Source organism: Aeromonas sp. R10-2 (genome assembly GCF_040908445.1).
GTDB lineage: Bacteria > Pseudomonadota > Gammaproteobacteria > Enterobacterales > Aeromonadaceae > Aeromonas > Aeromonas veronii.
This window is the reverse complement of the sequence record NZ_JBFODS010000006.1, coordinates 13955-35132: the sequence shown is the minus strand read 5'-3', so window position 1 is coordinate 35132 and position 21178 is coordinate 13955. Positions and strand designations below refer to the sequence as shown.

The following is a 21178-nucleotide window of genomic DNA, read 5'->3' as shown; positions in this document are numbered from 1 at the left end:
CGATTAATCGATCCCTTGCGCTTCTTTATTGGGGATAGATCCGGCACAATATCGACCCCACTTTTTTCCTCGGTTTTTCCGGGCATGACCATAGATTTCGTGACACTGCTACATCAAAGCGACTCCCTGCTGCTGTTCGTGGTATTGGCCTTCGGCCTGCTGCTTGGCAAGGTTCGAATTGGCAACTTTCAGATTGGCAACACCATAGGTGTGCTGTTTACCGCCCTGCTGTTCGGCCAGATGGGTTTCGAATTTGCAGCCACCACTGAAAACGTCGGCTTTATGCTGTTCATCTTCTGTGTAGGGATCGAGGCGGGCCCTCACTTCTTCAGCGTCTTCCTGCGCGACGGCATCCACTACATCACCCTGACCCTGGTGATCTTGCTGACCGCCCTGTTGCTGACGGTGGGGCTGGCCAAGTTCTTCAATCTGGGACCGGGCATGGCGGCGGGGATCCTGGCGGGTTCCCTCACCTCGACCCCAGCGCTGGTGGGTGCCCAGGATGCCTTGCGCAGTGGTCTGCTCAACCTACCCCATCAAACTGATATGCAGGCGGTGCTGGACAATATGGGCATCGGCTACGCCCTGACCTATCTGGTGGGTCTGGTGGGCCTGATGCTGGTGGTGCGCTATCTCCCCTCACTGGCACGCCTCGACCTCAATACCGAAGCGCAAAAAATCGCCCGTGAGCGGGGTCTCTCCGACAGCGAGAGTCGCAAGACCTATCTGCCCATCATCCGCGCCTATCGGGTGGGTCCCGAACTGGCAGCCTGGATCGGTGGTCGTACCCTGCGAGAGACCGGCATCTATCCCCATACCGGTTGCTATGTAGAGCGGATCCGCCGCAACGGCATTCTGGCCAGCCCCGATGGCGATGCCGTTATTCAGGAAGGGGACGAAATCGCCCTGGTGGGCTATCCCGAGAGCCACGAGAAGCTGGACGTCAACTATCGCAACGGTAAAGAGGTGTTTGATCGCAACCTGCTTGACCTGCAGATCGTCACCGAAGAGATCGTGGTAAAGAATGACTCCGTGGTAGGCCGTCATCTGGTGGAGCTCAACCTCACCGAGAAAGGGTGCTTCCTCAACCGGGTAGTGCGCTCCCAGATCGAGATGCCGTTCGATCGCAACATCATGCTGCAAAAAGGCGACGTACTGCAGATCAGCGGCGAGAAGCAGCGGGTCAAACTGCTGGCCAACAAGATCGGCTTTATCAGCATCCACAGCCAGACCACGGATCTGGTTGCCTTCACCACCTTCTTCGTGCTCGGCCTGCTGATCGGCTCCGTTTCGCTGGTGTTCGGTCAGATCGAATTCGGTCTCGGCAACGCCGTCGGCCTGCTGCTGGCAGGTATTCTGATGGGTTACCTGAGGGCCAACCACCCGACGGTAGGCTATGTGCCGCCCGGTGCGCTCAGATTGGCCAAGGATCTCGGTCTTGCGGTCTTTATGGTGAGTACGGGTCTGAAAGCCGGTGGCGGCATCCTCGACCACCTCAGCGAGGTGGGTACGGTAGTGCTCTTCTCTGGCATGCTGGTGACCACCTTGCCGGTGCTGGTTGGCTATCTGTTCGGGGTCTGGGTGCTCAAGATGAACCCGGCGCTGCTGCTCGGTGCCATCACAGGTGCCCGTACTTGTGCCCCAGCGATGGATGTGGTCAACGAGGCAGCCAACAGCTCCATTCCGGCGCTCGGTTATGCCGGTACCTATGCGGTGGCCAACGTGATGCTGACCCTGGCGGGCTCCTTTATCATCGGCTTCTGGTTTTAGCCAGCAGCCATCACATTACCGCTAACAAAGAAGGGAGCCTCAGGCTCCCTTCTTGCTATCTGCCCCGCTAGAGAAATGTAGATCAGGCTCATTGGTGTGGCGTCACCTCCCCCCCACCATCTGCGCTGAAATCTGCCCCCCTATTCCACAATGGGCGATCTCTGCTCTGCAATGAGTGATGGCAGATCCCGAAGACAAAAAAAGCGCCCTGAGGCGCTTTTTTTATATCAACCGGATAATCAGCCTTTGAACTTGCTGAACACCAGAGAAGCGTTGGTACCGCCAAAGCCGAAGCTGTTGGACATGACGGTGTTGAGTTCGGCCGCTTCGTACTCGCGCACGATGGGCAGACCTTCCGCTTTCTCGTCCAGAGTCTCGATGTTGATGCTGGGGGCGATAAAGCCGTGTTCCATCATCAACAGGGAGTAGACAGCCTCGTGCACGCCCGCCGCGCCCAGCGCATGACCGGTCATCGCCTTGGTGGCAGAGATCTTGGGACCGTTGGCGCCAAACAGAGTCTGGATAGCTTCCAGCTCTTTGGTATCACCGACCGGAGTGGAGGTGCCGTGGGTGTTGATGTAATCAACCTTGCCCACCCCCTGCATTGCCATCTTCATGCAACGCACCGCGCCTTCACCGCTCGGCGCGACCATGTCGTAACCATCGGAGGTGGCACCGTAACCGGTCAACTCGGCATAGATGTGAGCGCCACGGGCCAGCGCATGTTCCAGCTCTTCGATCACCAGAATGCCGCCGCCACCGGAGATAACGAAACCGTCGCGGTTCGCATCATAGGTACGGGACGCTTTTTCCGGCGTGTCGTTGTACTTGGTGGAGAGGGCGCCCATGGCGTCAAACTGGATGGTAGAGGACCAGTCCAGCTCTTCACCGCCACCGGCGAAGACCACATCCTGTTTGCCAAGCTGGATCAGCTCAAGCGCGTGACCGATGCAGTGGGCAGAGGTGGCGCAAGCTGAGCTGATGGAGTAGTTGACACCCTTGATCTGGAACGGGGTCGCGAGGCAAGCGGAAGTGGTGGAGGACATGGTGCGCGGCACCATGTAAGGGCCCACACGCTTGACCCCTTTCTCACGGGCGATGTCCACAGATTCAGAGGTGTTCTTGCCGGAGGCACCACCTGAACCGACCACCAGGCCGGTACACTCGTTGGAGACCTGATCTTCCGCCAGACCGGCATCTTCAATGGCCTGCTGCATGGAGAGGTAGGCGTAGGCCGCAGCGTCACCCATGAAACGCATGACTTTACGGTCGATCAGTTCAGACGGATCGAGTTTGATGTTACCCCAGACACGGCTGCGCAGGTTGTGCTGCTCGAACTGCTCGGAATAGGTGATGCCGGATTTACCTGCTTTCAGGGAGGCCAGCACTTCTTCCTTGTTGTTGCCGATACTGGAGATGACGCCGATACCGGTGATCACTGCTCTTCTCATTAATTCATCTCGTCTGGAAAAACTGGCGCCAAGTCTACCCGCTTTCGGCTGCCAAACTGGTCTGCTTTCACGTAGAATGCCCGCGATTTTGTGACGCGAGCCGAGGAAAACGTGAGTCAAACATCCTTACATCATGCCCGATTGGACTGGAATGAAGCGGGAACTCCTGTCTCCAGTGACTTCGGGGATGTGTACTTTTCCAATGATAACGGTCTAAGTGAAACCCGCTACGTCTTTTTGCAGCAAAACCGGCTACCTGCGCGATTTTCGCACCACGATAGTGACAGTTTCGTGATAGGTGAAACAGGTTTCGGCACAGGCCTTAACTTTCTGGCGACAATGCAAGCCTTCCTGGAACAGGCGCCCCAATCCGGTAACGGCTCCCGTCTGCACTTCATCAGTTTCGAGAAATACCCCCTGACCCAAGACGATCTGCACAAGGCGCTGGCCGCCTGGCATGAACTTGGCCACTTGAGTCAGGACCTTGTCGCCCAGTGGCCGCTGCCGATCTCCGGTTGCCACCGCCTGCATTTTGCGGGCGGCCGCATTCGCCTCGATCTCTGGTTTGGCGACATCAAGGATATGCTGCCGCAGGTGCCTCACCGGGCAGAAGGGTTGGTGGATGCCTGGTATCTGGATGGTTTCTCCCCGGCCAAGAATCCTGAAATGTGGACACAGGAGCTGTTTGATGGTCTCGCTCGCCTCGCCCGTCCCGATTGCTCCATCGCCACCTTTACCTGTGCCGGTTTTGTCCGTCGCGGCCTGATTGCCGCCGGTTTTGCCATGAAGAAGGTGAAGGGCCACGGTAGCAAGCGGGAGATGCTGGTGGGGGATCGCACCGACAAGCAGCCGCAACAGACCATAGTCCCCTGGTATGCCCGTCCTGCCGGACGCGCTGGCGAGGTGGTGATCATCGGCGGCGGCATCGCCTCGGCCATGACGGCGCTCTCTCTGGTGGAGCGGGGTCGCAAGGTGACGTTGCTGTGTGCAGATAGCGAACCGGCCACCGGCGCCTCCGGCAACCGCCAGGGCGCGCTCTATCCACTGCTCAACGGCGAGCACGATGCCCTGTCGCGCTTCTATTCGCTCGCCTTTGGCTATGCCCGCCAACGGCTGCTGGCATTGGCCGAACGCCATCCTATCGCTTTCGAATTATGCGGAGTGACCCAGCTCGGTTATGACGACAAATCGGCAGCCAAGTTAGTGAAAATGAACCAGGGCCCCTTCCCGTCCGAACTGATGCATCCCCTCTCTACATCAGAGGTAGAGCAGGTGGTTGGCCTGCCCTGCGGCCACAGCGGCGTCAGTTACCCGCTGGGGAGCTGGCTCTGTCCGGCCGATCTCACCCGCGCAGCTATCAAAGAAGCACAAGCCAGCGGGCTGCTGAAGGTCGTGTTCAACACCGAAGTGGTCGCTATTACTGAACTGGCCGATGGCTGGCAAGTAGAGAGCCAGGATGGCCGCCACTGGCAGGCCCCCAATCTGGTGGTCGCCGCCGGTCACCAGTTGCCAGCACTGCTCCCCTTTGCCGAGCTGCCCCTCTATCCGGTGCGCGGTCAGGTTAGCCATGTGCCGACCACGGCCAGCTTGCGTCAGCTCAAGACCGTGCTCTGCTACGATGGCTACCTCACACCCATGCACAACGATCAACACTGCATCGGCGCCAGTTATGGCCGTAACCAGAGCAGCCTTGAGTTTCGTGCCGAGGAGCAAATCCAGAATCAGGTGCGGTTGCAAGCCTGCCTGCCGGAGCAAACCTGGCCCGCCGAAGTGGATGTGAGCGGCAACGAGGCGCGCGTAGGGGTGCGTTGTGCCAGTCGGGATCACCTTCCGGTGGTGGGGCCAGTGGCCAGATTGCAAGGTCTGGCGGATCACTATGCGCAGCTGCAGCATGATCAGCACAACGCCCAGCCACTCCCCCTTCACCCCGGCCTCTATGTGCTGGGGGCGCTCGGTTCGCGGGGTCTCTGCTCGGCGCCGCTCTGTGGCGAGCTGCTCGCCAGCGAGATCTGCGGCGATCCCCTGCCGCTGGCCGCCGATCTGCTGGAAGCGCTCCACCCAGCCCGTTACTGGGTGCGCAAACTGCTCAAAGGCAAGGCGCTGGTCTAAACCGGACTCTGCAAGCAAATAGAATGGCCGCCCATCGGGCGGCCATTCTATTTATCAAATCGTGCGATGCTGGATATTGCGTCTTGAGATAGCGCTCACTTGGGCCAGTGCACCCCAAGCTGTTCGCCGTAACCTGTCTGACGCTGGAATCCGTCGAGCCGTCCCTTAATCTTGTTCAGCTCGCCACTACCTGCTGTCCACGCGGCATAGCGCAGCGCCTGACAATCTGCATGACCGGGTAATCCCGCAATGGCGCCACCCACCTGATTTGCCCCCTGCTGCACCATCTCCTTGAAGCGGGATTCGTAGTCAAACATGCTGGAGAGCAGCCGCCCCCAGCGCTGGCGGGCAGGATCGTTACTGTTCGCGCTCTGACGCCAGCGGGGCAGCAACACAGTGGCGTTGGTGGTCACCGTCACCCGGTTGAGCTGGCAGCGCCCCGGCAACTGCTCGGTATCCAGCTGCCAGTCCACCTGATAACTCGCCTTGCCGAGTACGGGCTTGCCATTCACCTTGGGAGCACTCTGGGCAATCGCCCGGGCAAGCTGCTCCGGACCGGTTGCATTGACCTCATAAAAACGGACATTGATGCGGGACTCTGGCACCACTTGCGGCCGGCTCGGCTGAGCCTGACTCATCAGGGGCAACAGCAACAACCCGACCCCCACTACTCCATAAACCTTGCTGACCATGCCAGACTACCTTCCTTGATTGCACGGGCGGAGTACCAACCTTGGTGAACCCCACCGCCACACAGATGACGGGTATAGCCTATGTGTGACGACGAGGCGGCGCAATACAATGATGCGCCCAGAAATCAGAGCACGCTCACAGGTTGCGTGAGCAGAGTATGGCACAAGGGCAAAACTGTATTTTTATTGAGCATGACGGCTGATGCGCTGCCAGTCGAGGTGATAGTTTTTCACATTGATGTCATGACCATCTATCTGAATAAAATGATCATTTTTAAGGCGGTTGGCAAAAAAGTCCTGATCTGCCCCCTCATTGAGCCACAGCTCGCAAAGTCCCCGTTTTCCCTCTTTGGCATAGAATCTCGGAGTAACCAGCAGCGCGACTCCATCTACCCGGATGGCATGACGGGCCAGGCAGTTTGCTTCCGTGGTTTTGGATGCCAGCGCGGCAAAACGGGGTCTGTTCCCCTCGGCAACCACCAGAACGCCGTAAGAGTGAGGAGCCATGAGAGGCCGCATGGCGACCGCCTGATGAGGACCGGTTTGATGAAAACCGTCATTGGTTACCGCAAACACGCAAGTAGGTGAAAATAGCATCGCAAGCAGGAAAATAGAGCGTTTAATGCCTAAAAAACCACCAGTCACCATATAAAAGCCTCAAAAGACAACCAAGGCTGGCAAGGGTAGGTAGCCAAACCCGCTGGGTAAAGTACCTTTACCTTTCTTTAATTCTGTTCATGGGGTTAAACGTTGATTTAGCTCACACAACATCCTGTTTCCAGTCGCCACTCTACCCCTATCGGAATAGACTCCCTCCACTCTCATCCAATCAGAAGGCAACATATGCTGGAACTCATCGTTGGCACCCTGATCACCCTGGTGGTGGGCCGTGCCATTTTCAAAGGATACTCCGCGACCGGGGTGCTGCTGAGCGGCGGCTTGCTGCTGCTGGTCATCACCGCCATGATGGGCAAGCCGGTACTGCCGAGCAAGGTGGTCAGCACCGGTTATATCGCTACCGATATCTTCGAATACGTCCGCTTCCTGCTCAATGACCGTGGCGGTGGACTGGGGATGCTAATCATGGTGCTGTGCGGCTTCGCCGGCTACATGAGCCATATCGGCGCCAACACCATTCTGGTCAAGCTGGCCAGCAAACCGCTCGGCATCATCAAGTCCCCCTATATCCTGCTGGTGGCTGCCTATCTGGTGGCCTGCGCCATGTCGCTGGCGGTCAGCTCCGCTACCGGCCTCGGCGTGCTGTTGATGGCAACCCTGTTTCCGCTGATGGTCAACATGGGGATCTCCCGTGGCGCGGCTGCAGCCGTGTGTGCCTCGCCAGCCGCCATTATTCTGGCACCGACCTCAGGGGACGTGGTGATGGCCGCCCAAGCCGCCAACATGCCGCTGCTGGACTTTGCCTTCAAGCTGACCCTGCCCATCTCGCTGGTGGCGATCGCCTGCATGGCGGTGACCCACTTCTTCTGGCAGCGCTACCTTGACCAAAAATCCGGCGAGCACAACGAGCCGGTTGCCCCGGGTGATCTGGTGACGACTGCGCCGGCCTTCTACGCCATCCTGCCCTTTACCCCCATCATCGGGGTGCTGGTGTTTGACGGTAAATGGGGCCCGCAACTGGATATCGTCACCATCATCGTCATGTGCATGGTGCTGGCCAGCCTGCTGGAACTCGTGCGGATCCGCAATGGCAAGGAGCTGCTGGACGGTCTGCTGGTCTGCTGGCGCAACATGGCTGATGCCTTTGCCGGTGTGGTCATGCTGCTGGTCGGTGCCGGCGTCTTCGCCCAGGGTCTGATGACCATCGGCTTTATCGACACCCTGCTGGCTCACGCGCAGGATCTCGGTTCGGGCGGCCTGATCATGATGCTGTCACTGGTGGTGATCACCACCCTGGCCGCCTTCACCACCGGCTCGGGCAATGCCCCCTTCTACGCCTTCGTGGAGCTGATCCCCAACCTGGCCAGCAGCCTTGGCATCAACCCGGCCTATCTGGTGATCCCGATGCTGCAAGCCTCCAACCTGGGTCGCACCATTTCTCCGGTCTCCGGGGTGGTGGTCGCCTGTGCCGGGATGGGCAAGCTCTCGCCGTTCGAGGTGGTCAAGCGCACCAGTATGCCGGTCGCCGTCGGCCTGCTGGTGGTGATCGTCGCCACCCAGATCATGGTACCCGCCTGATCATTGACCAGCCCGGCACCCTGCCGGGCTGGTATCCTCCCCCCCCTTTGCAGTAGACTCGGTGCTCATTTTCCCCCTAAGGAGGACCGAGATGAGTATTACGGTTCAACTTGCCCATTTCAGTGATTGCCACTCCCACTTCGATGGCGCGCCCATGAGCTTCTCCCCTGTCGGTGAAGGCCAATGGCGCACCCAGTGCGGCGGTTATGCCCGGATCCTGACCCGACTGACCCAACTGCGTGCAAAAGCCGCAGCTGCCGGCCAGCGTTTTCTGTTTCTGCACGGTGGCGACTCCTTTCAGGGCTCGCTCTATTTCAACCGCTTCAAAGGGCGCGCCAACGCCGACCTGCTCGCCATGCTGGCCCCCGATGCCATGGTACTTGGCAACCACGAGTTCGATCTGGGCAACGGCCCGTTGGTGGAGTTCTTGCGCCAGCTCGATTTTCCGGTGCTGGCCGCCAATCTGGACAACAGTCAGGAGCCTGCCGACACGCCACTCGGGCTATGGGATATTCCCCACCTCTACGACGCCCATCAGCCCTGGCATCGTCGGGTGATCGACGGGGTTCCCTTTGCGCTGCTCGGCATCACCCTCGCCCAAATGGCTGCCATCGCCAACCCGGATCCCCACACCCGTTTCCACGCGGTCGCCGAGACCCTCACTAAAGTGCTGCGGGAGATCAAGCGCGAAGGGATCCACCATATCGTGCTGCTGAGCCACCTCGGGCTGGATCAGGACAAGCTGCTGGCCGAGCGCTTCCCCGAGCTCAGCCTCATCATCGGCGGCCATACCCACAGCCTGCTCGGCGATCTCGCGCCGCTGGGTCTGCCAAGCGAAGGTACCTACCCGCTGATGAACAACGGGGTGGCCATTTTGCACGCTGGCCACAGCGCCCTCTGCCTCGGTGTCTGCGAGCTCACCTTCGATAAGGCAGGCCGCGTCGTGCAAAGTCAGGGGCAGCTGGAGTGGCTCCCCTGGCAGCCCTGGCCATTTGCCTCCACCCCACCCGCCGGGCTCACCTTCTGCGAGCCGGATCCACAGCTTGAACAACATCTGGCCAAACGCTATCGGCCTGAGATAGAGACCATGAGCCAGCGCATCGTCACCCGACTGGCGGCGCCACTTCCCCATCAGCGGCTGCCGGATGCCACCCTGCCCCACGGCAGCCAGCTCGCCCCGCTGGTGGCCCGCGCCATGCTGATGGCGGCCCGGGAACAGGTAGGCGAGGTGGACTTTGCCCTGCACAATGCTGGCGGCGTGCGCTGCTCGCTGGAGCCGGGCCCCCTGAGCGAAGCAGATATCGCCGGTCGCCTGCTGCCGTTTGCCATTCCCCTCACCCTCTATCGGGTGCACGGTCACGAGTTGGCGGAAGCGCTGGAGAATGCCATCGACAACGCCACCAACAACGGCGTGGTCGGCAATGGAAATGGCAGCTTCCCCTACACCGCGGGGGTGCGATTCACCTATCAGGCCGATCGGCCCAAAGGCCAGCGCATCACCCGACTGGAGTGGGAAGCCGCCCCCGGCCAGTGGCAAGCGGTCAATGCCAAACAGGTCTATCGCGGGGTATCGAGCGCCTATACCGCCTCCGGCAAGGAGGGTTACACCGCACTGGCGCGCACCCTGACCCAGCACAATCAGGAGCTCGGCATCACCCTGGCCGACGCTTTTATCCGCTGGGCCCGTCACCTGCCCACGCTGGAAGCGCAGCCGCCCCTGCTTGAGTACTTCAGTTGATATCGGAGGGATGCCTTTGCCACATCCCCTGACGGCAATATTGCCGCAGCCAGCGCCCGGTTCCCTGCAAGAACCGGGCTTTTTCGAGAATATTTGCCCCACACGGGCCCGCCCCATTGCATCGCACTCACTAGCTCGGCAAGATAGGCCCGCTTTCAAGACCAGCTGCAGGAACAGGCGACTTCATGAATCACTCCATCAGTTTCACTCCCCCTCGCGTCAACCCGGGTATCAAGCCAGCCATCGTGCTGCTGACCGCCTTGCTGGCGCTGCTCTTCTGTCTGCGCAACCCGCTCTTCCACGCCATGGCGCCGGGCTTTGATGCCTCGCTGTTCGCTGTGATGGGCAAGATGTGGAGCGAAGGGGGCGTGCTCTATCGCGACATGATAGACATCAAGGGGCCGATGATTTTCGCCCTCGACGCGCTGGGTTATCGAATGGGGGGATTTGTCGGGATCTGGGCACTGGAGTGGGTGCTCTGCTGGCTCGGACTGCTGGCCAGCTGGCAAGCCTTTGCCCAACTTGGCCTCTCGTTCAAGGCGCGTCTTGGCGCCATGCTGGCGGTACTGGCTCTCTACGGCACCCGTTACTACTACGGCAACATGACCGAGGACTGGACCTTCCACCTCGCCCTCATCGCCCAGTGGGCCTTCATCACCCTGCTGCTGGACAAAGGATTTCGCTGGTGGCCGGCGCTGGTAGCGGCCCTCACCTTCGCCATCGTCGCCTGGATGCGCACCAACAACGGCGCCTTCTGGGGAGCCTGGTATCTGGTGCTGTTCTGCCACTGGTGTCTGCACGAAAAGTGGCGTGATGCCATCTTGCTGCTCATCTCCAGCCTGCTCGGTTTGGCGCTGATTGGCGGCCCGCTTTACGCCTACTTCCAGCAGCATGATCTGCTGGCGGCCTTCAAATACTACGCCTTCGACATCTTCTTCGAAGGGAGCTACGGCAACGGCTTCTCCCCCATGGTGGGCGCCGTCGGCCTGCTGCGCACCGGCCTTGTGATGCTGCTGCCCGCCTTTATTATTCTGATGCTGAGCCGCCGTCAGGAGTGGTATCTGCCCGCCCTGCTGGCAACCCTGTTTGGGGTGCTGTTTACCCTGATCGCCAACTCGGTCTCCGGCCATGTGTTCGATCACTACGACGTGCTCTATCTGCAACTGGCGGTGCTGCCGCTGGCGGTATTGCTGGCTCGCAGCGAACAGCAGGCTGATGCCATCGGCCTGCTCTGCATCTCGCTGGTAGTGCTCACCGCCAGCTGGCTGCTGGCTCAGCAGCTCGCCTTTGGCTGGAGCACCAAGGAGTGGTCCCTCGAGCGGGTCAACGAGGTGCTCGGCACCAGCCTGCTGTGGGCGCTGCCGGTGCTGATCCTCATCCCTCTCTGGCGCGCCTGGGATGTGCGCAGTGCCACCCCCTGGCTGGCAACGCTGGCCATGCTACTGCTGATGATCAACAACGCCTGGGAAGGGACCCTCAAGGGTCGCCCCTTCAATCCGGCCGCGCAGGTACGGGTTGATCGCATCAAGGCCGAGACCAGCCCGAGCGACAAGATCTGGGTCGATGGTATCCAGCCGCAATATTATCTCTGGACCGATCGCCAGCCGGCATCCGCCTACCTCTTCTTTGCCAACGTCAATCCGCCCTATGACGTGCGCGAGCGGGTGCTGGCCGATATCCAGCGCCAGAGCCCGAAGTTCATCATCGCCAAGCCGGATCGGGTGAGCGAGGAGCTGAAAAAACCCAGCTCCCCTTCCCATCTCGCCTTCTATCAATACCTGACCAGCCACTACGAAGAGGTGGATCCGGGTCTCTATCGCCGACGCTGATCGTCAATACGCCCCGCAGGGCGGCCATTGTTGCAATGGCCGCCCTTTTTCTTGCGCCAAAGCCCCTTGCAGCGACGGCCCGCAGTAGGCAAGCCCGCCCGAGATAACTACAATGACGCTCTTTTTGATGTAACGAGTGACACCATGGCGGAACTGACTTATCTGGGCGGCTATCCAGACCCCCTCAAGGCACAGGTACAACAGCTGATTGCGGCGGGCAAGCTGGGGGAGATGCTGGCCAAACGCTATCCGGAAAGCCACCAGGTCCAGAGCGACAAGGCGCTGCTCGCCTACACCATGGAGCTGAAGAACCGCTACCTCAAGAGCTCGGCGCCCCTGTCAAAGGTGGTGTTCGATGGCAAGATCAATGTGATCAAGGATGCCCTCGGCCTGCACACCTACGTCAGCCGGGTGCAGGGCAGCAAGCTCAAGGCCAAGAACGAGATCCGCATCGCCGCCCTGTTCAAGGAGGCGCCGCCCCCGTTCCTGAAAATGATCGTGGTGCACGAGCTGGCCCATATCAAAGAGAAGGATCACAACAAGAGCTTCTACCAGCTCTGCCAACACATGGAGCCCGACTATCATCAACTGGAGTTTGATCTCAGGCTTTGGCTCACCTGGCGTGATATCGACAAGGCCAACCGCTAGGCTGACAACCGTTTCAGGGAGGAAACATGTCATTTGCCGCAACCCCCTTTGGTGCCACGCGCTTTATTGCCACTTTGGTAATGGCCAGCTTGGGCTGCGCTGCCCGCCCCCACCGCGCGTTACGTGGGCTGCTGGCGCTGCTGATTCTGCTCGCGGGCCACAGCGCCCGTGCCGATGAGCGCTGGCAGAGCGACAGCTATCTCACCGAGAGCTTTATGGCCATCGCCATGGAGCGGGAGTATGGCGAAGCCAGGCAGACCCGTTTTGCCCGCTGGCAGCAGCCGATCCGGCTGCAACTTATCAACGAGTCGGGTGACAAGCCGCTGCAGGCAGACGTGGTGAAGGTACAGGCGGCCCATCTGGCTCGCATCACCGGCCACTCCATCAGCATGGTGGCCGCAAAGCCCAACCTCACCCTGATCATGACCGACTACAACAAGATGAAGAGCTGGGCCAACCGCACCATGGGGGGGGATCCATCGGTCAAGATGGCGCTCAAGGAGGGGCTCTGCCTTGCCAACTTCGCAACCAATGCAAAACACGAGATCAGCCGTGCCACCATCATCATTCCGGTAGACTACAGCCGGGCCAAGGGACGCTTTCTCGACTGCGTGGTGGAGGAGTTCACTCAGGTGATGGGGCTGCCCAACGACTCGGACAAGGTGTTTCCCTCCATCTTCAATGACAACAGCATCGACAGCTTTTTGACCGGGCTGGACTATGTGCTGCTAAAGATGGCCTATCACCCGGCCCTCAAAGCCGGAATGAGCAGTGACGAGATCCGCGCCGCACTGCCCATTGCGCTGGCCGACCTGCGCGCTAGGGGGGAGATCCGCGAAGCCAATCGCCGGGTGCAGCAACAGAGCCTGAAAAGCTGGGCGGGGTTGTAACGGGCCTGGCTTAACCCAGAGCCAGACAAACCACCGCGAACCTCTCACCACCCACAAAAAACGCAGCCACTTGGCTGCGTTTTTTGTTGTCCGGGGCTCTGCGAATCGTTAGCAGGCATGCCCGTTTTTCAGCTGCCCATTTATCCACCGCCCAGAATTATCCACTGACCGTGGGGATCAGGAGGCGACGTTCTCTTCCGGCATCCAGCTGTCGGCGTTCTCCCACACCTCCTGCACCATGGCTTCGGCCAGCTCTTTATCTTCCTTGCTGGCACGGCTGACGGTCAGGGCCATGGCACTGCCCGGCGCGACCCGCACATGGATGTCGGGGAATTTTTCGCCAAGCTGCTTGAGCAGCTCCTGACGCAGCGCCTCCATGGTCGAGGTCGGGATCTGATGTTTTCTGTCGATGATGATTTCAAGACGCATAGGAAACTTCTCCATGATTTATAACTGTATTTTTATCCAGTATTCATAGGAAGTAAAGTGCCAACTTGCACCAATCAGAAAAGATCCAGCTGCTGACCACAGATCCGGTCGAACGACTCGCCGATAAAGGGCAGGATGGCATCGGCAATGGGCCGCAACTGCTTATCGATATAGTGCTCGTAATCGATGGCGCTGCGCCGGTACTCCAGCGGCTCGGGGCCATTGAGGGTCATCAGATAGGCGATGGCGCCCCGATGCTGATAGCGCTGGGGCAGACCGCGGCGCAGGTTCTCCTCATCGGCCAGCCGCGCCGCTCGCACATGGGGCGGTACATTCTTCTGATACTCTTCGAGCTTCTGGCGTAGCCGTTTGCGGTAGATGAGCAGATCGTCGTGGCGACCGGCGCGGGTCTCATCTACCATGGTGCGCACATAGCCGCTGGGATCTTCATCGTGAAACACCAGTTCATAGAGGCGGGTCTGGAACTGCTTGGCCAGCATGGTCCAGTCGGTGCGCACCGATTCGAGCCCCTTGAATACCAGCTGTTCACTCCCCTCACTGGCCTTGCCAACCAGCCCCGCATAGCGCTTCTTGCTGCCCTTCTCCAAGCCGCGGATGGTGGGCATCAGAAAGCGGCGATAGTGTGTCTCGTACTGGATCTCGAGATAACTCGGCAGGTCGAACTCGCGCCTGATCAGTGCAGCCCAGTTATCGTTGATCATCTTCGCCAGCCGCTGGCCAATCTCGTCCGCCTCATCGGGGCTGGTCTCGCGCCCCAGATGGACAAAGGTGGAATCGGTGTCACCATAGATCACCTCGAACCCCTTCGCCTCAATCCACTCGCGGGTCTGCTGCATGATGCTGTGGCCACGCAGGGTAATGGACGAGGCTAGGCGCGGATCATAGAAACGGCAGCCCCCCGACCCCAGCACGCCGTAGAAAGAGTTCATGATGATCTTGATGGCCTGGGAGAGTGCCTTGTTGCTGGCAGCCTTGGCTCTATCCCTCGCCGCCCACAGGGTGGCGATGAGTTCCGGCAAGAAGTGCCGCTCGCGGGAGAACATGGCGCCGCGAAAGCCCGGAATTGCGTGCTCGGGATGCTGCAGCCCTTCGATAAGTCCCATGGGGTCGATGCAGAAGGTGCGGATGATGCTGGGGTAGAGGCTCTTGAAATCGAGCACCAGCACATGGCGATAGAGACCGGGTTTGGAGTCCATCACATAGCCACCGGGGCTCGCCAGCCCCCCGTCGGCCGGCAGATTGGGGGCCACGTAACCGCCACGATGCAGCCGCGGCAGATAGAGGTTGGTAAAGGCCGCCACCGAGCCCCCTACCCTGTCCAGCTCAAGACCGGTGAGGGAAGCCCGCTCGATGGCAAAAGGGATGAGGTGGCAGTAATCGAAGATCTCCCACACCAGCTTGCAATCTTCCAGGTTGTAGCGGGCGAGCGCCTCCTTGTCGGAGTGGAACAGCTCGGTGATCTTCTCCCCCCGATTGGCCACATCCTCAATATCCTTGCCACGGCCGAGCAGTTCGCTCGCCACCGCATCCAGGCTGTAGCTGGCAAACTGCCAGGTGGCGCTTTTCAGGGTATCGATGCCATCGAGCACCATGCGTCCGGGAATGATGACGTTGCCGGTTTGGGGATCGCCCCGTGACGAGCGCCAGAAGCAGAGCTCACGACCCCGCCCGAGCCGCAGCCGCCGCTTGTTAAGCTCGGCGCGGCGTAGCAGCAGGCGAAAGTCAAAGTTGACCACGTTCCAGCCGATGACCAGATCGGGGTCATGCAGGCTGAACCAGCTCTCCAGCGCACTCAGCAGGGCGCTCTCGTCCTCTACCCACTGGACCTGGGTGCCCCAGCTCTCGGCATCCGCCTCCGGGGTGCCGATCATGATGACCCGCGCATCCTGCTCGCTGTAAAGACCGACCGAGAAGAGGGCCCCGTCCATGGCGCACTCCACGTCGAGGGACACCCAGGAGAGGGTCGGTGTCACCGCCTGCGGCGCGCAGCGCGCCTCGTTCACCTCCCAGTAGCCCTGCTTGCCCCCCTTTTTTACCGCCCGGCCATCGAAGCGCACACCAGCGGTGATGAAACGCTCCATCAGGAAGCGCTCCGGCAGCCGGATATCCGCCTCGAAGTGCTCCAGCCCGCGAATAAGCAACAGCTCGATGGCACGGTGAAAGGCACTCAGAGTAGCGAAATAGCAGCCCACCACAGGGCGACCGTCGAAGGTGTGCATCGGCAGGCGGCGAAACCGTCCGCTCACCCCGGCGCCTTTGAACAGCTCGGCGGCTTCTGCCATATGGCTCTGCGGCAGGAAGAACACCGGCTCCTGCCCCGGCACCACCACCCGCACCGGCCCCTGCGCGCTCCAGAGCCACATCACGATTTCGGTGGTTGCAGGCAGCCCGTTGCGGCCGCGCATGTCCCGACCGTGGCGGGTCAGGATAAAACCGTCGAGCGGCGGAGTGGCGGGTACGGTGGGCTGGGTTGCAGTCATGAAGCGTAAAGGGGCTGTCCGAGAATTGGACTATTGTACGTTCATACAGTGCCTGCTCGCAATCGTCACGCTGGCTGCGAGGCGGGAGTCAAACTGGTAAGCTCGATCCGGTCGTTATTCCCGCCCATCCCGTTCTGACCACTCTTCGCCGACGAAAGGAGTCTTTGTGGCAATCTATTCCCTGCTGGATCAGCTGGCTATCCCCTACCAGCGCTTTGACCATCCTCCGGTGTTTACCTGTGAGGAGGCGAGCAGGCTGCTGCCCGACCTGCCCGCCGCCAAGACCAAGAACCTCTTTTTGCGCGATCCGAAAAGCGAGCGGCTGTTTCTGGTGGTGAGTCAGGAGGATCACCGGGTCGATCTCAAGGCGCTGGCAACCATGCTCGGCGTCAAGCGGCTGAGCTTTGGCTCCCCCGAGCGGCTCGATGCGGTGCTCGGCCTTACCCCGGGCTCGGTAACCCTGCTCGCCATGGTGCGCGACAGGGAAAAAGCGGTAGAGCTGGTGATAGACGAGGCCATCTGGCAGGCCGAACAGGTGCAGTGCCATCCGTTGGTCAACACCGCGACTCTGATCATCCGCCTCAACGACGTGCGCCGTCTGCTGGCCAACCTCGGTCGTGAGGCCACCGTCATGCGCTTGCCTGCTGCAACCTGCAATTAGCACAACGTCTGGCGATTGGGTGCACCCTGCCTCCAACACAACCACCTTTCACGCAGCGAAATTGACTGACAAGGCAATAAAATGGCTCCTTATGCGCTGATAAATCGAGTCAGCAATTGCCATCGTGCAAGAAGTCGGAGGTGAGCACATTCGGCCATTTAACCCATTGATAATAGGTTGGATTCATGTTGTGATCGGCCACTGCCAGCGGGCGATACCCCATCGCCTGTTCGTTCACAGGTGACTTCCCAGAGAGCCCCTTGATGCCAAGTCTGTTTTCCTCGGCCCAGTTGTTGAGTCTGGTGCTGTTCGTCACGCTGTCACATGTGGGGGTCGCCACCATTTTCGCCACCATGTGGCACACCCATCGCCAGATCAGGGCATTGATCTACTGGTCAGCGGGGGAACTGGTGATCGCAGGGGCTTTTTGCTGCCTGCTGCTGCGCCCCCTTGAGGGAAATGCATCCCTTGCCAATATTCTCTGCACCAACCTGCTGTTGATGTCGACCACCCTGCTCTATGAACGGGGGATGCGCCACTTCTTTCGCCGTGAAGCCGACCAACTGGGCTGGCTGCTGCCCGCCGTTACCCTCGGCGGTTTCGTCCTGTTTGCCCTGACCGCCCTGCAGCAACCCCTCTTTGATGTGCACAGCCGGATCATCGTGCTCTCCGGCGTGCTCTCGCTGCAGATTGCGCTGCTTATCTGGCAGCTCTGGCGCTACCAACGGCTGGCCCCTGTCTATCGGGTGCTGCGCTTTGCCATTCTGCTGCTTGGCCTGCAACTGCTGTTGCAACTACTGCGGATCGCCAAACACCTCTGGCAACCGGAGCTGGCGGCCAACTCCTTCACCGACCCGCTGCTCGGGCCTGTGATCCTGCTCAGCCTGCTCTTTACCATCGCCCGCAGTTATCTGCTGCTGAGCCTGGTCCACACCCGCCAACAGCAAGCCTTGCTGGCCACCCAGCGCAAGCTGGAGCGGCGCGCCAATCAGGATGAGTTGACTGGCCTGTTCAGCCGCCACTATTTCGAACGCCAGGTTGCCCTGCGTGCCCGCGAGGTGAGGAGCCCCAGCCAGCTGCTGCTGATCGATCTGGACAACTTCAAACAGATCAACGACCGCCACGGCCACCCCGCCGGTGATGCCATGCTGCGGGCCGTGGGTCGGGTGATCGCCAATACCCTGCCTTCTGAGGGCATGGCCGGTCGGCTTGGCGGCGATGAGCTGGCCCTGCTGCTGATGGCGGACCCGCAGACCCTGCCCGACTACTGTCACAGCCTGCAACAGCAGATCGCCGAGGCGACCCGGGCGCTGGCCGGTGGCCCCATCAGCCTCAGCATCGGCCTCACCTCGCTACACCCTGACGAGGGGTTTGAAGCGGCCTACCTGCGCGCGGATCTGGCCCTTTACGCCGCCAAACAGGCTGGAAGGCAACGGGCCTGCGTACAGGAGCTCCACCACAACGAGCCGCAGCCGCTGCTGCCTTGTGCGCTCCTGTCATGAGCGCAGTGCTCGCTCTGCAGTGCCGACCGGCCAGGCTGGCAGATACCCCGGCTTACCGGCGCTATGTCACCGAATGCGCCGAGGACGGACAGCCGCTCTATCAGGTGGCGCAATTTGACCCGGACGGCTGGCTACAGAGCCTGCTGGACCACGCCAAAGGGCGCAACTTGCCCAGTGGATACCTGCCGACCACCACCTATTTTGCCCTTGATGGCGAGGAGATCATCGCCACCCTGCGTCTGCGTCACGGTGACAATGAGGCAACCCGCCAGTGGCTGGGTCATATCGGTTACGAAACCCGCCCCTCTCGCCGTGGCGAAGGGGCCGCGACCATGCTGCTGCGCTGGGTGCAACAACAGATACTGGCAGCGCCGGTGCTGATCAGCTGCGGCGAAGATAATCTGGCTTCCCGCAAGGTCATTACAGCAGCCGGTGGCGTGTGGCTGGGGCGGCGCTTCCATCCGGGGGATCGCAACTGGCTGGAGATGTATCAGCTAGCCCCCAGCCCCAGCCCCAGCCGACCATAGCCGCAGCAGTAATAAAAAGAGCGCCCCGAAGGCGCTCTTTTTGCGAACGTGGCAAGACCGTTAGTAGCTGTCTTCCTGCTCCGCCTTCATCCGGGCCTGACGGGCATAGGCCTCCTCCTCGGCGCTCTCGATCTCCTGCAGCACCGAATCGAGATCGATGGCGGCGCGGCTCTCTTCAAAGTGGCCGCTCAGCTCGCTATCGGGGGTGAGTTTGCCATCTTCAAACAGCGCCCACATCTCCTGGGCATAACGGGTCTTGAGCAGCTCGGGGGCATACATGCCGTAGTAGTTGCGCATGTTGTTGACGTCCCGCTCCAGCATCGCCTTGGCCTGGTTGTTGGCGGCGGCATCCACCACCTGCGGCAGATCGATGATCACGGGGCCCTGCTCATCCACCAGCACGTTGAACTCGGAAAGATCGCCGTGAATAAGACCGGCGCAGAGCATCCGCACCACATAGCGGATCACCTTGGCATGGTCGATGACCGCCTGCTCGGGGGTGAGTGCCACATCGTTGAGGCGCGGCGCAACATTGCCATCCTCATCGGTGATAAGTTCCATCAAGAGGACGCCATCGAGGCAGACATAGGGCTGCGGCACCCGCACACCGGCCGCCGCCAGCTTGAACAGGGCGTCGACCTCGGTGTTCTGCCACACCTCTTCATGCTGCTTGCGGCCGTACTTGGAGCCCTTCTCCATGGCGCGAGCGCTGCGGCTGTTACGCACCTTGCGCCCCTCCTGATAGACCACGGCCTGCTTGAAGCTGCGCTTGGACGCCTCTTTATAGACTTTGGCGCAGCGGATCTCGTCGCCGCAGCGCACCACATAGACGTCGGCCTCTTTGCCGCTCATCAACCGGCTGACGACCTCATCGACCAGGCCGTCATCAACCAGAGGTTGGATTCGATTTGGAATTTTCATGGCCGCCCTTTTACCCTATTTCCGCTCTCGAAGATAGCTCCGCGCACGCTCACCTGCCTCTCCCTTTCATAAGACACCCTGTTATCCCCTGTTTGCGCTGTTTTTGTCCACCCGTTCGCCTTAAAAACCACCAGCAGCGGGCCATAAGCGCGAGCCCCCTGTACCAACAAAAATGGCCCGCAAGCGGGCCAATTTTCAAGGTTCGGGCGGCAAACCCTGACGAATGCGCTGGATCCCCGCTTCATAGAGGCCGTCATCCCCCTCCTGATGCTCCAGGGTTTCGAAGATCTTGAGAAACCACATGTACTGCTCGGGATGGCGCGCCACCTGCATCTCTACCACCCGATTCATGGCATTGACGTCTGCCAGCAGATCGGCGGTGGGATAAGGGTCAAACGGCGGCTCGATCTCCAGCAGATAGCGTCCCTCATCCTCGTCATAGCTGGCGAAGATGGGCACGGCCCTGGCACCGGTCAATTTCACCAGCTTGGGCAAGGCTGGCAGGGTTGCTTTGGGGCGGCCAAAGAAGGGAACAAACACGCTCGCCTCGCGGCCGTGATCCTGATCTGGCAGGTAGAAGAAACTGGCACCAGCGCGGATCGACTTGATCGCCGGCTTGATCCCGGCGCTGCGCTCGTACACCTTGCCCCCTTTGGCCCGCTCGCGGTTGATGTACCAGTCGAACACCTGATCTTTCGGGCTCTTCATCATGGTGCACATCTCGATGCCCATCATGGAGAAGTAGCGGCCAATCATGTCGACCGCCCAGGTATGAGGCACCACCAGGATCACCGGGCGGTCCGCAGCCTGCTCCGCTTGCACATGCTCCCAGCCGGTGACCTTGATGCGGCGGGTCAGCCGCGCCTTGCTGCGCCAGCTGAGCTCGCCAAAGCCCATAAAGGTCTTGAGCCCGACCCGGATCGATTTGAGCAGCAGCGCCTGACGTGCTGCGGCATCCAGCTCGGGAAAGCAGATCTTGAGGTTGGTATCGGCGATATAGGCCTGCTTTTTCGAAAAACGCAGCAGGGTTGGAGAGACCAGATCGGCAAAGCGATCCCTCAGTCTCGCGGGGGTAAATGCCAGCAGGGAAAGCAGGCCCAGCGCACACCAGCTGCCCCACCATTTGGGATGCAGCAGGCGGCTATGAAATGAGGTATCAAATACCGGATCTAACGCAGACATGGCGGCCATCAAGTCATCAAAAACAAACGGTTATTGTAGTTATCCTGACATTTTTTTCTACCCTGGGGAGGATGGCCATCGACCTGCAAGGCACTGATCAGACTAGTTATCATAAAAAATGGCCCACCTGGG

At 60.3% G+C, this 21178-nt stretch carries 17 protein-coding genes; 10 read left to right on the top strand and 7 right to left on the bottom strand.

The window, feature by feature from the left end; genetic code table 11:
* Window positions 1-84: 84 nt before the first annotated feature.
* Window positions 85-1770 carry an aspartate:alanine antiporter gene (locus AB5Y97_RS00235; RefSeq protein ID WP_005336899.1) on the top strand — a complete coding sequence of 562 codons (1686 nt, stop codon included), beginning with the start codon at window positions 85-87 and terminating at the stop codon, window positions 1768-1770.
* Between the two features lie 239 nt (window positions 1771-2009).
* Here the strand turns inward: AB5Y97_RS00235 and fabB are convergent, their stop codons facing one another.
* On the bottom strand, window positions 2010-3221 hold the full coding sequence (gene fabB, locus AB5Y97_RS00230; protein ID WP_368157016.1) for a beta-ketoacyl-ACP synthase I: 1212 nt from the start codon (window positions 3219-3221) through the stop codon (window positions 2010-2012).
* Between the two features lie 90 nt (window positions 3222-3311).
* On the opposite strand from fabB, the gene mnmC reads away from it, so the two are divergent.
* Window positions 3312-5330 carry a bifunctional tRNA (5-methylaminomethyl-2-thiouridine)(34)-methyltransferase MnmD/FAD-dependent 5-carboxymethylaminomethyl-2-thiouridine(34) oxidoreductase MnmC gene (gene mnmC, locus AB5Y97_RS00225; protein ID WP_201946802.1) on the top strand — a complete coding sequence of 673 codons (2019 nt, stop codon included), beginning with the start codon at window positions 3312-3314 and terminating at the stop codon, window positions 5328-5330.
* Window positions 5331-5425: 95 nt separating this feature from the next.
* Here the strand turns inward: mnmC and AB5Y97_RS00220 are convergent, their stop codons facing one another.
* A complete protein-coding gene (locus AB5Y97_RS00220; RefSeq protein ID WP_368157014.1) occupies window positions 5426-6022 on the bottom strand; it encodes a DUF922 domain-containing protein in 597 nt (198 codons plus the stop codon).
* 183 nt (window positions 6023-6205) lie between these two features.
* Entirely contained in the window at window positions 6206-6670 is a 465-nt protein-coding gene (locus AB5Y97_RS00215) for a hypothetical protein (protein WP_201946806.1), read from the bottom strand.
* Window positions 6671-6865: 195 nt separating this feature from the next.
* Here AB5Y97_RS00215 and dcuC point away from each other — a divergent pair, with 195 nt between their 5' ends.
* The 5 genes from dcuC to AB5Y97_RS00190 all read left to right on the top strand — a co-directional run bounded on the left by dcuC (window position 6866) and on the right by AB5Y97_RS00190 (window position 13323).
* Entirely contained in the window at window positions 6866-8218 is a 1353-nt protein-coding gene (gene dcuC / locus AB5Y97_RS00210) for an anaerobic C4-dicarboxylate transporter DcuC (RefSeq protein ID WP_201946807.1), read from the top strand.
* A 91-nt stretch (window positions 8219-8309) separates the two neighbouring features.
* On the top strand, window positions 8310-9956 hold the full coding sequence (locus tag AB5Y97_RS00205; RefSeq protein ID WP_368157011.1) for a bifunctional UDP-sugar hydrolase/5'-nucleotidase: 1647 nt from the start codon (window positions 8310-8312) through the stop codon (window positions 9954-9956).
* A gap of 185 nt (window positions 9957-10141) precedes the next feature.
* Complete coding sequence (locus AB5Y97_RS00200) at window positions 10142-11785, top strand: hypothetical protein (RefSeq protein ID WP_201946810.1); 1644 nt, start codon at window positions 10142-10144, stop codon at window positions 11783-11785.
* Between the two features lie 144 nt (window positions 11786-11929).
* A complete protein-coding gene (locus tag AB5Y97_RS00195) occupies window positions 11930-12433 on the top strand; it encodes a M48 family metallopeptidase (protein WP_158112516.1) in 504 nt (167 codons plus the stop codon).
* 26 nt (window positions 12434-12459) lie between these two features.
* Window positions 12460-13323, top strand: a complete 864-nt coding sequence (locus tag AB5Y97_RS00190; protein WP_201946812.1) for a DUF2927 domain-containing protein — start codon at window positions 12460-12462, stop codon at window positions 13321-13323.
* A gap of 177 nt (window positions 13324-13500) precedes the next feature.
* On the opposite strand, the gene AB5Y97_RS00185 is transcribed toward AB5Y97_RS00190, so the two are convergent.
* Together AB5Y97_RS00185 and AB5Y97_RS00180 are read right to left on the bottom strand one after the other, a co-directional pair.
* Window positions 13501-13752: a DinI family protein gene (locus tag AB5Y97_RS00185; RefSeq protein WP_005352362.1), complete on the bottom strand. Its 252-nt coding sequence runs from the start codon at window positions 13750-13752 to the stop codon at window positions 13501-13503.
* A gap of 74 nt (window positions 13753-13826) precedes the next feature.
* Entirely contained in the window at window positions 13827-16253 is a 2427-nt protein-coding gene (locus tag AB5Y97_RS00180) for a DNA polymerase II (RefSeq protein WP_201946813.1), read from the bottom strand.
* 166 nt (window positions 16254-16419) lie between these two features.
* On the opposite strand from AB5Y97_RS00180, the gene AB5Y97_RS00175 reads away from it, so the two are divergent.
* From AB5Y97_RS00175 to AB5Y97_RS00165, 3 genes are all read left to right on the top strand, one after another.
* Window positions 16420-16914: a prolyl-tRNA synthetase associated domain-containing protein gene (locus tag AB5Y97_RS00175; protein WP_201946815.1), complete on the top strand. Its 495-nt coding sequence runs from the start codon at window positions 16420-16422 to the stop codon at window positions 16912-16914.
* A gap of 263 nt (window positions 16915-17177) precedes the next feature.
* Window positions 17178-18416, top strand: coding sequence for a GGDEF domain-containing protein (locus AB5Y97_RS00170; RefSeq protein ID WP_201946817.1), 1239 nt, complete (start codon window positions 17178-17180; stop codon window positions 18414-18416).
* The gene (locus tag AB5Y97_RS00165; RefSeq protein WP_201946819.1) at window positions 18413-18943 is read left to right on the top strand and encodes a GNAT family N-acetyltransferase; all 531 of its coding nucleotides are present in this window, start codon (window positions 18413-18415) and stop codon (window positions 18941-18943) included. The genes AB5Y97_RS00170 and AB5Y97_RS00165 overlap by 4 nt, the downstream gene beginning before the upstream one ends.
* Before the next feature lie 60 nt (window positions 18944-19003).
* Here AB5Y97_RS00165 and AB5Y97_RS00160 read toward each other — a convergent pair whose 3' ends face one another.
* Together AB5Y97_RS00160 and AB5Y97_RS00155 are read right to left on the bottom strand one after the other, a co-directional pair.
* The gene (locus AB5Y97_RS00160; protein ID WP_201946821.1) at window positions 19004-19864 is read right to left on the bottom strand and encodes a PA4780 family RIO1-like protein kinase; all 861 of its coding nucleotides are present in this window, start codon (window positions 19862-19864) and stop codon (window positions 19004-19006) included.
* Window positions 19865-20059: 195 nt separating this feature from the next.
* A complete protein-coding gene (locus tag AB5Y97_RS00155) occupies window positions 20060-21055 on the bottom strand; it encodes a lauroyl-Kdo(2)-lipid IV(A) myristoyltransferase (protein ID WP_162518405.1) in 996 nt (331 codons plus the stop codon).
* Window positions 21056-21178: the final 123 nt, after the last annotated feature.

Excerpts from the sequence above, each read along its gene's own strand:
- AB5Y97_RS00165 (WP_201946819.1), top strand. The coding sequence starts at position 18,413 with ATGAGCGCAGTGCTCGCTCTGCAGTGCCGACCGGCCAGGCTGGCAGAT.
- AB5Y97_RS00235 (WP_005336899.1), top strand. The coding sequence starts at position 85 with ATGACCATAGATTTCGTGACACTGCTACATCAAAGCGACTCCCTGCTG.
- AB5Y97_RS00190 (WP_201946812.1), top strand. The coding sequence starts at position 12,460 with ATGTCATTTGCCGCAACCCCCTTTGGTGCCACGCGCTTTATTGCCACT.
- AB5Y97_RS00205 (WP_368157011.1), top strand. The coding sequence starts at position 8,310 with ATGAGTATTACGGTTCAACTTGCCCATTTCAGTGATTGCCACTCCCAC.
- AB5Y97_RS00220 (WP_368157014.1), bottom strand. The coding sequence starts at position 6,022 with ATGGTCAGCAAGGTTTATGGAGTAGTGGGGGTCGGGTTGTTGCTGTTG.
- fabB (WP_368157016.1), bottom strand. The coding sequence starts at position 3,221 with ATGAGAAGAGCAGTGATCACCGGTATCGGCGTCATCTCCAGTATCGGC.
- dcuC (WP_201946807.1), top strand. The coding sequence starts at position 6,866 with ATGCTGGAACTCATCGTTGGCACCCTGATCACCCTGGTGGTGGGCCGT.
- AB5Y97_RS00180 (WP_201946813.1), bottom strand. The coding sequence starts at position 16,253 with ATGACTGCAACCCAGCCCACCGTACCCGCCACTCCGCCGCTCGACGGT.
- AB5Y97_RS00170 (WP_201946817.1), top strand. The coding sequence starts at position 17,178 with ATGCCAAGTCTGTTTTCCTCGGCCCAGTTGTTGAGTCTGGTGCTGTTC.
- AB5Y97_RS00195 (WP_158112516.1), top strand. The coding sequence starts at position 11,930 with ATGGCGGAACTGACTTATCTGGGCGGCTATCCAGACCCCCTCAAGGCA.
- AB5Y97_RS00215 (WP_201946806.1), bottom strand. The coding sequence starts at position 6,670 with ATGGTGACTGGTGGTTTTTTAGGCATTAAACGCTCTATTTTCCTGCTT.
- AB5Y97_RS00160 (WP_201946821.1), bottom strand. The coding sequence starts at position 19,864 with ATGAAAATTCCAAATCGAATCCAACCTCTGGTTGATGACGGCCTGGTC.
- AB5Y97_RS00185 (WP_005352362.1), bottom strand. The coding sequence starts at position 13,752 with ATGCGTCTTGAAATCATCATCGACAGAAAACATCAGATCCCGACCTCG.
- AB5Y97_RS00200 (WP_201946810.1), top strand. The coding sequence starts at position 10,142 with ATGAATCACTCCATCAGTTTCACTCCCCCTCGCGTCAACCCGGGTATC.
- AB5Y97_RS00155 (WP_162518405.1), bottom strand. The coding sequence starts at position 21,055 with ATGGCCGCCATGTCTGCGTTAGATCCGGTATTTGATACCTCATTTCAT.